Genomic DNA, 12,341 nt, shown 5'->3' with positions numbered 1-12,341 from the left:
ATTGCCATCAACCTAAGAAACCCAGCCTTCAGATGGAATGGCTTTTACCTCAATCTGCTTAACCCGAACTCAGGTTAAATCAATCAACTATGTATTTACATATCACTAGCAAAGATGTTACTCTAATGCATAACGAGCGTTCGATATAAAAATAGATAACTGAGACATGCCTAAGATTGTTGACCATGAGCAATACCGTAAAGAACTGCTCGACAAGTGCTTTGATTTATTTGCCCAAAAAGGCTATGGTTCCATCACTATGCGCCAAATTGCTGAAGGATTAGGAGTTTCTACTGGTACGTTGTACCACTATTTTCCTAGTAAACAAGCTCTATTTGAGCAATTGGCCCAAGAGATATGTGAGCAAGATTTAAGTGCAGCATTAGCTGAACTAGAAGGAGCACAAACTTTGCAAGAGTCAATGGAAGCACTAGGAAGATACTTAGTAAAAAACGAAGATTACTTCATTAAATGGACTTACATTTGGATTGATTTTTGTCAACACAAAGACTCTAAGGAAATGTTAAAAAATAGTGTTTTTAAGCGGACTAATAAGCGTTATCAGCAGGCAGCCTGTGATTTTTTGGGTATTCAAGACCCGGTATTAGCTTCCTTTGTCTTGAGTTTTGTCAATGGTTTAATTCTAGAGAAATTATGGGGTGATGAAACAATTAATTTTATTGAACAATGTGCGTTGTTAGGAAAAATGCTAACGGCATACTTGCCCCAATATGCAGCAGAAGCCAATAGTGGAATAGGCTTTTCATAATGTTTGATAGCTATACTTTGTACCTCTCTAATTTCCAAAACGCTTTATACATAAGAATCAGAAATAATTGTATTCAAACAAAATAGATAACTTTTACCTATCATTAGCAATTAAATTTTTACACAAAAAACAAAACTTTTATGAGAACAAAAGAGATGGTTGAAAAGCTGTCATCCAAAGCTTCCAGTAAAGGGTTAATTGCATTAGTAATTGCAGCTACTGCTATTACAGGTGGAATTGTTGTTTATGGGATTTCTCAGTTTGGGCTAGTTGGTCAAACTGAGAAATCTGAGCCAGTTGAAACCACGCCCAAAATTCAAAAAGTGGCCGCCTTAGGACGGCTAGAACCGGAAGCAGAGGTAATTAGCTTGTTTGCACCCTTGGCATTGGATGGCGATCGCATTGCCCAAATTTTAGTCAAAGAGGGCGATCGCGTTAAAGCCGGACAGATTGTGGCAATATTAGATGCCCGCGATCGCTTGCAAACTGCTGTAATACAAGCTCAACAACAAGTTAGAGTTACTCAAGCTAAACTCGCTCAAGTTGAAGCAGGAGCAAAAGCAGGAGAAATTCAGGCCCAGCAGGCAAGTGTTGAACGCCTCCAAGCTCAATCTCAAGGAGACAAAACAGCGCAACAGGAAGCGATATTCCGCATAGAAGCACAGTGGCAAGGAGACAGAATAGCGCAAGAGGCAACCATCAAGAAGCTAGAGGCAGAACTCAAAAATGCCGAAGCCGAATATCAACGTTATCAGCAGCTATATTCTCAAGGAGCAGTTTCTAATTCTTTATATGACAGCAAAGGCTTAACTGTAGAAACCGCCAAACAGCAAGTAGACGAAGCCAAAGCAGTTCTCAACCGAATTAACACCACAGCTAGCAAACAATTATCTGAAGCCAAAGCAGCACTTGCCCGCACTAACGCCACTGGTAGCAAACAAGTTAGCGAAGCCAAAGCCACACTCACCAGTATTGCAGAAGTTAGACCTGTAGACGTAGCTGCCGCCAAGACAGAAGTTGAAAATGCGATCGCCACACTCAAACATGCCCAAACCGAGTTAGCGGGTGCTTACATCAAAGCACCGATGGCGGGACAGATCATCAAAATTCATACGCGAGTCGGAGAAAAAATTAGTGATTCTGGCATTGCAGACTTAGCGCAAACAAACCAGATGATGGCAGTTGCAGAAGTTTATCAAACCGACATCAGCAAAGTGAAACTAGGACAACAGGCAGTTATTAGCAGTCAGGCATTTGCTGGCGAACTGCGAGGAACCGTTGCCCAAATTGGCTTGCAGGTGAATAGACAAAACGTTTTCAGCAACCAGCCAGGGGAAAACCTTGATAGCCGAGTAGTTGAGGTGAAAATTCGCCTCAATCCTGAAGACAGCAAACGAGTTGCAAGTTTCACTAACTTACAGGTACAGACAGCAATTGAAATATAGAGTTGTTGTTCGCTGTCTCGTGTATTCCAGCATTATTTATAAGGTGAATTCAATCATGATTAAAGTCATATACCTTTTGCTTTGTGTACTTGGCTTCGTTCTACCTTACTCCCAGTTTGTTCCATTTCTCTTAGAACATGGTCTTGATATAAAGCTGTTTTTTGAACAACTCTTTGCCAACAAAATTTCTGGTTTTTTTGGCATGGATCTTATTGTTTCATCCCTAGTCTTATGGACATTCGTATTTTGGGAGGGAACACGTCTGAAAATGCAAAATCTCTGGGTTTACGTTGTCTGCAATATTTTGGTTGGTGTTTCTTTAGGTCTTCCCTTATTTCTTTTCATGCGAGAGCGCCAGCTTGAACAGCAAGCTGAAACACTGGGTTATTAAAGGGTTTTTTAAATATGTTTCCTAAAATATTTCGCAAAACGCCGCTAGCATGGCGGCAGTTAATGAAAGAAAAAACCCGTTTGGCTGTCGCAGTCGCAGGTATTACCTTTGCCGATATGCTGATGTTTATCCAGTTGGGATTTGAAAGTGCGCTTTTTGATGCCGCTGTGAAACCTCATCGCAATTTACAGGCAGATTTGGTTTTAATTAATCCCCAATTTCAAACTTTGTTTTCTGTAAAAAACTTTTCTAGAGAACGACTGTATCAAGCATTAGGTTATGAAGGTGTTCAGTCAGTTAATTCTGTCTACATCAGCACTGGACAGTGGCGGAATCCTGAAACACGTCTTGAGCGTGCCATTTTGGTTTGGGGTGTTGATCCAGTACAACCCGCATTTAAATCGCCTGAAATTAACCAAAATCAGGAGCACCTTAAACAGTTGTATCAAGTTATATTTGACCAGGCAGGTCGTCCAGAATACGGCGCAGTTGCCGATATTTTTAAGAAAACAGGCAAATTTGACACAGAACTGAATAGTAAAGCCGTATTTGTTAAAGGCTTGTTTACTGATGGTGCTTCCTTTGCTGCCGATGGGAATGTGATCACCAGTGACTCTACTTTTCTCCAGCTATTCCCAGAACGTCAACCCGATCGCATCGAAGTTGGGTTAATCAAGCTTAAATCAGATGCCGATGTAGAAAAAGTGCGATCGCAACTTGTCAATGGACTACCTAAAGATGTCAGAGTTCTCACTCCAGAGGAGTTTGCCAAAGTGGAGAGAACTTACTGGGAAGCCGGTACTGGCATTGGTTTTATTTTCGGTTTAGGTACTGGAGTTGGGTTTATCGTTGGCATCGTGATTGTCTACCAAATCCTTTACTCTGATGTTTCTGACCACTTGCCAGAATATGCCACCCTCAAAGCAATGGGATACACCGATAACTATCTCTTGGGAGTTCTAATTCAAGAAGCATTGTTATTGGCTATCTTAGGTTTTCTGCCTGGATTCATCCTTTCTTTTGGGTTGTATCAAGTCACCTACGCTGCGACAATGCTTCCTATTTTCATGAAAATGGAACGGGCAATCCAGGTTTGGATTTTGACTGTGATTATGTGTAGTGTTTCTGGAGCGATCGCAATGCGGAAGTTACGATCTGCTGACCCTGCCGATGTTTTTTAGTTTTTTAGACGCGATGAATCGCGTCTCTACAAGCCCAATACCCTATAAAATCTTATGTTGCAAAAATCTTTACCAGAAAATTCCAACTCAATACTTTCTGTTTTAGAATCTGTGATTTCTGTTAGCAACCTTAACCATTATTTTGGTGAAGGTGGGCTTCGCAAACAAGTATTATTCGACATTAATTTGGAGATTAAGGCTGGGGAAATCGTTATTATGACTGGCCCCTCTGGATCGGGGAAAACCACCTTGTTAACCTTAATGGGTGGATTGCGTTCTGCCCAAGAAGGTAGTCTCAAAATCTTAGGGGAGGAAATTTGTGGTGCGAAAAAGCAGCAGCTAACTAAGCTTCGCCGCCAGATTGGCTATATTTTCCAAGCGCATAATTTGATGACTTTTTTGACAGCTAGAGAAAATGTGCGAATGTCTCTAGAGTTGCATGACGATTTTTTGAATCAGGATATCAACGCCAAAGCGATCGCCATTTTGGAAACTGTCGGTTTAGGTGATCGTGTAAATTACTACCCAGAGAAACTATCTGGAGGGCAAAAGCAACGGGTTGCGATCGCTCGTGCTTTAGTTAGCCATCCTAAAATTGTCTTAGCAGATGAACCCACTGCTGCACTCGACAAAAAATCTGGGCGCGATGTTGTAGAAATAATGCAGAAGCTAGCTAAAGAACAAGGCTGCACGATTTTGCTAGTTACTCATGATAATCGCATCCTTGATATTGCCGATCGCATCATTTATATGGAAGATGGTCAGCTGAAGACCAATAGCACAGAATCTACTACATTACAAGCAAGTAATACCAATTCGTAATTCGTCAAACTTACTTAAGAATGGCTGTTTAGAGGTCATTTATAAAGCCAAAGTAAAGATAAAGTCGAATTCAGTAAGCAAAATACCTAATTGCTTTCTCAAAAAGCCTGATTGCTTTCTCAAAAGGCTTGATTGCTTTCTCATTTCGGTAGATTCAGCAAGTAAAAAGGCATATTGCTTTATCAAAAGGCTTGATTGCTTTCTCATTTCAGTAGATTCAGTAAGTAAAAAGGCATATTGCTTTATCAAAAGGCTTGATTGCTTTCTCATTTCAGTAATTCACGCATTCATCTTCGTCTATTGTTAAGCCATTAGCTAGCAATTGCATTTGATTCATTAATGGAAAGATAAAAATCAAATCGTATAATGCCCAAATTAATATAAATATTGGGATTGAAAGATAGGCACCATTCATTTGCTTAAGGGCAGCAATATGAGGCCATGCAGTTGGAGTTTCCACGGCGACAATGGAAAACCCTAAGAGAAAAGTTTGCAGGGTAATAAGAGTCTTAAAATACCCCTTCTTAAGGGGGATTTAGGGGGATCTCCAAAGGTTAGGTGTATACAAAAAAAATTTTCAGATATCCTCTCAGAAATTCCCGGCCCCATACCCCACAAAAAATAATAAATAGCTTTAAAGTCTTATCAAACAGAGACTTTACTTATTGAGTACATTATTAATACATCTTAATAGATGCAGTATTGCAGATGAGATATTAATAGATGCAATATTTGTTGAAAGTTAACTTAAGAGGCAAAAGCCATCAATAAATTATCCTTTAAACACGGAGTAAATCCTACCGATAAATATTTAATGCAGATAATACACTCAACTTCTAGTTTTGGCTATTTCTGATTCTTATATTCACGTGTTCTGATAATGCAGCTTAGAGGCGGGGACAAAAATCATATTATGAACAAAACCTTTGCAACCATCGACGGGAATGAGGCTGTCGCCCGTGTTGCTTACAAACTAAATGAAGTGATTGCCATTTATCCCATCACCCCCTCTTCAGCAATGGGTGAATGGGCAGATGCTTGGTCAGCAGAAAGTCATCCCAACCTCTGGGGTACTGTTCCCAGCGTCGTGCAGATGCAGAGCGAAGGGGGAGCGGCTGGTGCTGTGCATGGGGCATTGCAAACAGGTTCCTTGAGTACCACCTTCACGGCATCTCAGGGATTATTGTTGATGATACCCAACTTCTACAAAATTGCTGGTGAGTTGACTAGCGCCGTGGTTCACGTTGCAGCCCGTTCCTTGGCTACCCACGCTTTATCAATTTTTGGCGACCATAGCGATGTGATGGCAGCCCGTGCTACTGGGTTTGCTCTGCTGTGTTCCGCTTCGGTGCAGGAAAGTCAAGATTTTGCTCTCATCGCCCATGCTGCTACCCTAGAGACGCGAGTCTCCTTTATGCATTTTTTTGACGGCTTCCGCACATCACATGAAGTGCAGAAAGTCAAACTGCTCTCAGATGACGATTTGCGATCGCTAATTCACGATAATCTAATACTCGCCCACCGCAGCCGTGCCCTCACCCCAGATCGTCCAGTCTTGCGGGGGACTGCCCAAAACCCCGATGTTTACTTCCAAGGACGTGAAGGCGCTAACCCTTATTACAACGCCTGTCCAGATATTGTCCAGCGGATCATGGATGAATTTGGAGAACGCACGGGAAGGCATTATAAAATCTATGAATATTACGGTGCTAACGATGCTGATCGCGTTATCGTTCTTATGGGTTCAGGTTGTGAAACCGTCCATGAAACAGTAGATTACCTTAACGCCCGTGGTGAAAAACTTGGCGTGGTGAAAGTGCGACTTTACCGTCCCTTTGATGTCCAAAGGTTTGTTGCAGTATTACCAACCAGTGTACAAGCGATCGCAGTTCTCGACCGCACTAAAGAAGCAGGTAGCGCCGGGGAACCTTTGTATTTAGATGTTGTGGCTGCTATCCATGAAGCGTGGGGAGATAAGAGAGCAGGGGGAGCAGAGGGAGAAAATACTTCCTTATCTCCTAAAATTGTGGGTGGTCGTTATGGTCTTTCTTCTAAGGAATTTACTCCGGCGATGGTGAAGGGCATTTTTGACAATCTTGCTCAAGCTAAACCAAAAAATCACTTTACTATTGGGATTCATGACGACGTTAGTCATACTTCCTTGAGCTTTGACCCTAACTTCTCTACAGAATCGGATAATGTTGTTAGGGCAATGTTCTATGGGTTAGGTGCTGATGGCACTGTTGGGGCTAACAAAAACTCCATCAAGATTATTGGTGAAGAAACCGACAATTACGCCCAAGGCTATTTTGTCTACGATTCCAAAAAATCTGGCTCGATAACCGTCTCTCATCTACGTTTCGGGAAAGAGCCAATTCGCTCCACCTACCTAATTGACCAAGCCAACTTTATTGGTTGTCATCATTGGGGATTTCTGGAACGCATAGATATTTTGAAGGCTGCTATTCCTGGGGCAACTTTGCTGCTTAACAGTCCATACAATGCAGATACCGTCTGGCAATATTTGCCGCTGAAGGTGCAGCAGCAAATTATCGACAAGCATTTGAAATTATACGTAATCAATGCTAGCCAAGTTGCCCGTGAAAGTGGCATGGGTGGCAGAATTAACACCATTATGCAGGTATGCTTCTTTGCTTTAGCAGGTGTCTTGCCGCAAGAAGAAGCGATCGCTAAAATCAAACAAGCGATTGATAAAACCTACGGTAAAAAAGGCGCAGAAGTTGTCCGCATGAACTTGCAAGCTGTAGATAACACCCTAGACAACTTGCATAAGGTAGATGTCCCCCAGACAATCCACATTCCCCACTCTTGTACAGACGCGATTAATCGCGTCTCTCCTCTTAATTCCGCTCCCGAATTTATGCGAGAAGTTCTGGGGAAAATTATGGTGTGGGAAGGTGATGATTTACCTGTTAGCTCACTACCAGTTGACGGCACCTTTCCCGTAGGTACTGCCAAATGGGAAAAACGTAACGTTGCCGAAGAGATACCTGTATGGGAGCCGGATGTCTGCGTACAATGTGGTAAGTGCGTCATGGTTTGTCCCCATAGCGCCATCCGTGCCAAAGCTTATCAACCGGATGAGTTAGTCAATGCACCAGAAACATTTAAGTCAACTGGTGCAAAAGATAAAGACTTTGCCAATCAAAAATTTACCATTCAAGTTGCTCCAGAAGATTGCACGGGATGCACTATTTGTGTAAATATTTGCCCTGCTAAAGATAAATCTGAGCCATCGCGGAAAGCGATTAACATGGCGCAGCAGTTGCCATTGCGAGAACAAGAGCGGAACAACTGGGATTTCTTTTTGAGTTTACCCAATCCTGATAGGCGATCGCTAAAATTAAACCAGATTCGCCAACAACAACTGCAAGAACCTTTATTTGAATTCTCTGGTGCTTGTGCAGGTTGTGGTGAAACACCTTATTTAAAATTATTAACACAACTGTTTGGCGATCGCGCCGTCATCGCCAATGCTACAGGTTGTTCCTCAATTTATGGTGGTAATCTCCCCACAACTCCTTGGACAACCAACGCCCAAGGACGCGGCCCAGCGTGGTCTAATAATCTATTTGAAGATAACGCCGAATTCGGTTTTGGTTTCCGCCTTTCCCTCGACAAACAAGCTGAATTTGCGGCGGAATTGCTGCAACAATTGGGGAGTGAAATAGATGAAAACCTTGTCTACTCCATCCTCAAAGCTGAACAAAAATCCGAGGCTGACATTTGGGAACAGCGCGAAAGAATAGAACTTTTGCAGCAGAGGTTAGATGAAATCGTAACTCTTGACCCCAATCTAAAATCTAAAATCCAAAATCTCAAATCCCTTGCTGATTACTTGGTGAGAAAAAGCGTCTGGATTGTTGGTGGTGATGGTTGGGCTTATGACATTGACTTTGGCGGCATTGATCATGTAATTGCTAGTGGTCGGAATGTCAACATTTTAGTAATGGATACAGAAGTGTATTCTAATACAGGGGGTCAATCTTCCAAAGCCACGCCACGAGCAGCTGTTGCTAAATATGCCGCTAGTGGCAAGCCTGCACCAAAAAAAGACTTAGGGATGATTGCCATGACCTACGGAAATGTTTACGTAGCGAGTGTAGCCCTTGGTGCTAGAGATGAACATACTCTCAAAGCATTTTTGGAAGCAGAAGCTTATGATGGCCCATCACTGATTATTGCTTACAGCCATTGCATCGCCCACGGCATTAACATGACTACAGGGATGAATCATCAAAAAACTCTGGTAGAATCAGGTCGTTGGTTGCTGTATCGGCATAATCCAGAGTTGCTTAAACAGGGTAAAAATCCATTGCAATTGGATATGCGATCGCCTACGCAATCTGTAGAACATTCGATGTATCAAGAAAATCGCTTCAAGATGCTTACCAAGAGCAAACCCGACGTTGCCAAGCACTTGTTAGAACAAGCCCAAGCTGAAGTAGATACACGTTGGCAGATGTACCAATATCTGGCAAAACGCGATATTTCCAACCCTTGAAGCCTTGGTAAGACTTACTCTGAACTATTTAGATAGACGAGTCATTTCAAACAGTTGCTGGGCATTACTTCCTAAAAAAGCATCGAAAAGTACCTGCTTTCCAGGCTCCACTTCTACTAGATAGCGCTGGGCAATTTCATAATAAGCATAAGTCCAAGGGATCTGAGTTTCTGTGCCACTATTATCATCTAACACTGTTACCATTTCTGTGACTGCTTGAGTTGCAGTTTGCCGCAAACCACAAGCAACATTTCCCTCTATCTCTGCTTTCATTGGTACACCCAGGTTAGCCAAAGCACTGGCGGTACTATCAATGTCTGGATATTGTGGAGTATTCTGGCCGTTGACGTAGCCTGTGAAATGGTTGACACCATATCCATGCAGCAACACCCAAGCCCCATACTGAGTAACTTCATTCACCTCTTCGACAACAGAACGCTGGGGAGGTAGCCAAGGGCGGGTAAAGACTTGCTGGAATTGTTTAGCAATGGTTTCAACGTTTCCGTCTTGTTTGAGAATACTAAGGGGTGAAGTCAGTTTGTCTGGGATTGAAGATACTGTTTTAGAGATGAGTTGGGCAATATTAGCAGGCAATTCATCGACAATCAACTCGCTGATAAACAGCTTAGGTAAGTGAATTTCTTCTTGCTGCGGATGACGATAATGACGAGCATACAGATGAGTTTGAGCAAAATTATACTCTCCAGCCGCCTCGTAACCTAAAGCTTCTGCAAGTTGCGCGAGGTAGTCAATTCCCAAGTTAACTTGACCCTGTGGAGTATCTACTAATAAACGCAGAGACCGAAAGGCGATGTGGTCATTGGTAACTGTTCCACCCGCAGCAGTAATCATTTGTTGATAGGTACGGGCATGATTCACTCTGGCGCTATATTCTTGCCAAAGTAATTTCCATAAATTAAGGGCTATTTCGGGTTTCATATAGATTAGTCATTAGTTATTAATCATTTGTCATTTGTCAAAGAAGGGTCAAAAGTCAAAAGTTAGGAAATCTCCCTCTGCGCACCACTCCTCACTCCCCCTCATCTTTTAAGAATTTAAAATCTCGCTGATAATTTGAACGGCAATTTTAATTTGGTCGCTGTCAATAACTAGAGGGGGACAGAAACGAATTGCTGCTTTACCGCAACCTAGCAATAATAAACCGCGTAAAAATGCTTCTTGGATAATGCGATCGCGCAATTTATGATCAAGATTACCCTGTTCATCCAATAAGTCCACCGCTACCATCAAACCCTTACCTCGTGGCGGCGATACTCTGGGAAATTTTTGATGCAACTGGGTAAGACTAGCTTGTAAAAATTCTCCCATCTGGGTAGCATTGGTCATCAAATCACTTTCCAGCAGTCGCAGTGTGGCAATACCAGCAGCACAAGCTACGGGATTACCGCCAAATGTGGTAGCGTGAGAACCGGGAGGCCAAGTCATTAACTCTGGTCTGGCAAGTATCGCTCCTAATGGCAGACCACTGGCGATACCTTTAGCAGTGGTAATGATATCAGGCATGACTCCCCAATGCTCGATCGCAAATAAGCGACCAGTCCGCCCCATCCCCGCTTGCACTTCATCCACTACCATCAGAATACCGTGGCGATCGCAAATATCCCGAATCCGTTTTAAAAAACCATCTTCGGGGACGATATACCCACCCTCTCCTTGAATCGGTTCGACTACGATCGCCGCTACTTCTTGCGGTGGTAAAATTGTGCCAAATAGCTGTTGTTCCAGGTAATCCAAACTAGCGTGAGTGCCATAGGGAATATGAGTCACCCCAGGAACTAAAGGCCCAAAGTTAGCTCGCTGCACTGCTTTGGAACCAGTGAGAGACATTGCCCCATAAGTGCGTCCGTGAAATGCGCCTAAGAATGCTACGATTAGCGATCGCTTGGTGTAATATCTAGCTAGTTTGATCGCTCCTTCGTTAGATTCTGCTCCGGAATTGGTGAAAAATACTTTTGCGGGAAACCCAGTATTACTCTGTGGCTGGGGAAAGGGGGCGCGAATCGCTAATTGTTCCGCTAGTTCCACCATCGGCTCATAATAAAAATCCGTCCCTGACATGTGCAGCAGACGTTCGGACTGTTCTTGAATTGCTTTGACAACTTCCGGGTGGGCGTGTCCGGTGGCGGTAACGGCAATACCTGCGGTCATATCCAGAAATACATTACCATCCACATCTTCTACCATACAGCCTTGCCCGCGAGATACAACTAACGGGTAATCGCGGGTATAAGAAGGGGAAGTTACGGCGCGATCGCGTTGTACAATTGCTTGAGCACAAGGCCCAGGTAAGGAAGTTACTAAACGTGGTGTACGAGGTAAATTTAAGTTAATAGGAATACTTAACATAATTTTTTCCAATCTTTTAAAGATTACTGATGATTAAACGCTAAAGGCTGATTGCTTACGGTAGCATTTGATTCCGTTGGTGTAAGAATTACGCATTTACCGAAAAATTAGAGTAAACGTCTGCGATTACGGAAAATTACAGATAATTTTTCATGAATCCTTAGAGGTATTTCACGAAAAAGCTTCACGGTCAAGACTTTCGGATTTTTTTAAGACTCTTGCCCGTTTTTATAACACACATTCCGCAGGTGCCGCGTCATATTGTATTTTTGAAGAAGGCAGCTTCACCATTACATATCAGGCTACAAGATATTGACCTCCGTGGTATAGTCGCAGATATATGTAATGAGATGAACTTAGTAAAGCAAATCAATCGTCTACTAGGGATTCATCCTCAAAAAATCATCAGTGCAGGTCAGGTTTTGAAGAAGGCAGGAGGCAGAAGGCAGAAGGAACAATTGGGGAACTCCAAAAAATAAATTATTCTAATTTCTGGACTCAACACGACTGTTGCTCCCCCCTGCTCCCTGCTCCCTGCTCCCCTGCCAAGAAAGCGATGGGATCTTTTTTTAGTTGGAAGTCCCTTGGGCGGGGATTCAGACCCTGCACGCCAGTTCCTTTATGCCGGGAAACCCGTCCACCGGACTGGCTCCCAATTGTAAGCGCCGTGTAGACGGCAGGGTTTTAGACCCTTGTTCCCAACTCTTGGAGACGCTGCGCGAACGGTCACAGGCTTCCTCCAGCAAGAACTGCCCTCTGCCTTTCTTGATAATTTAGAATAAAGCAATCGTACTGTAACCTCTGTATTCCTGGGGCTGGGAACAATAATATTTTTTATGTT

10 protein-coding genes are annotated in these 12,341 nt (G+C 43.0%); 7 read left to right on the top strand and 3 right to left on the bottom strand.

All coding sequences use genetic code 11. The features are described from left to right. The first annotated feature begins 166 nt into the window (after positions 1-166). The 5 genes from ACEYW6_RS30435 (at position 167) to ACEYW6_RS30415 (ending at position 4,608) form a co-directional block, all read left to right on the top strand. Positions 167-769 (top strand): TetR/AcrR family transcriptional regulator, encoded by a 603-nt coding sequence (locus ACEYW6_RS30435; RefSeq protein ID WP_412982709.1) that lies wholly within the window; start codon positions 167-169, stop codon positions 767-769. A gap of 155 nt (positions 770-924) precedes the next feature. After that, positions 925-2,214 carry an ABC exporter membrane fusion protein gene (locus tag ACEYW6_RS30430; protein WP_412982711.1) on the top strand — a complete coding sequence of 430 codons (1,290 nt, stop codon included), beginning with the start codon at positions 925-927 and terminating at the stop codon, positions 2,212-2,214. A gap of 55 nt (positions 2,215-2,269) precedes the next feature. After that, positions 2,270-2,605, top strand: coding sequence for a DUF2834 domain-containing protein (locus tag ACEYW6_RS30425; protein WP_412982708.1), 336 nt, complete (start codon positions 2,270-2,272; stop codon positions 2,603-2,605). A 14-nt stretch (positions 2,606-2,619) separates the two neighbouring features. Beyond that, positions 2,620-3,786, top strand: coding sequence for an ABC transporter permease DevC (devC, locus tag ACEYW6_RS30420; RefSeq protein WP_412982707.1), 1,167 nt, complete (start codon positions 2,620-2,622; stop codon positions 3,784-3,786). A 54-nt stretch (positions 3,787-3,840) separates the two neighbouring features. Continuing rightward, entirely contained in the window at positions 3,841-4,608 is a 768-nt protein-coding gene (locus ACEYW6_RS30415; RefSeq protein WP_412982706.1) for a DevA family ABC transporter ATP-binding protein, read from the top strand. A gap of 39 nt (positions 4,609-4,647) precedes the next feature. Here ACEYW6_RS30415 and ACEYW6_RS30410 read toward each other — a convergent pair whose 3' ends face one another. After that, positions 4,648-4,878 (bottom strand): hypothetical protein, encoded by a 231-nt coding sequence (locus tag ACEYW6_RS30410; RefSeq protein WP_412982705.1) that lies wholly within the window; start codon positions 4,876-4,878, stop codon positions 4,648-4,650. A 643-nt stretch (positions 4,879-5,521) separates the two neighbouring features. On the opposite strand from ACEYW6_RS30410, the gene nifJ reads away from it, so the two are divergent. Then, positions 5,522-9,133, top strand: a complete 3,612-nt coding sequence (gene nifJ, locus ACEYW6_RS30405; protein WP_412982704.1) for a pyruvate:ferredoxin (flavodoxin) oxidoreductase — start codon at positions 5,522-5,524, stop codon at positions 9,131-9,133. Positions 9,134-9,157: 24 nt separating this feature from the next. Here the strand turns inward: nifJ and ACEYW6_RS30400 are convergent, their stop codons facing one another. Both ACEYW6_RS30400 and ACEYW6_RS30395 read right to left on the bottom strand, forming a co-directional pair. Continuing rightward, positions 9,158-10,072: a DUF1338 domain-containing protein gene (locus tag ACEYW6_RS30400; RefSeq protein ID WP_412982703.1), complete on the bottom strand. Its 915-nt coding sequence runs from the start codon at positions 10,070-10,072 to the stop codon at positions 9,158-9,160. 108 nt (positions 10,073-10,180) lie between these two features. Next, positions 10,181-11,500: an acetyl ornithine aminotransferase family protein gene (locus ACEYW6_RS30395; protein ID WP_412982702.1), complete on the bottom strand. Its 1,320-nt coding sequence runs from the start codon at positions 11,498-11,500 to the stop codon at positions 10,181-10,183. A 248-nt stretch (positions 11,501-11,748) separates the two neighbouring features. Between ACEYW6_RS30395 and ACEYW6_RS30390 the strand changes: the two genes are divergently transcribed. Beyond that, complete coding sequence (locus tag ACEYW6_RS30390; RefSeq protein ID WP_412982701.1) at positions 11,749-11,979, top strand: DUF4277 domain-containing protein; 231 nt, start codon at positions 11,749-11,751, stop codon at positions 11,977-11,979. The last annotated feature ends 362 nt before the right edge of the window (positions 11,980-12,341 follow it).

The organism is Nostoc sp. UIC 10607, from assembly GCF_047228265.1.
Lineage (GTDB): Bacteria > Cyanobacteriota > Cyanobacteriia > Cyanobacteriales > Nostocaceae > Nostoc > Nostoc foliaceum_A.
This window is presented reverse-complemented; position numbering and strand designations above follow the sequence as displayed.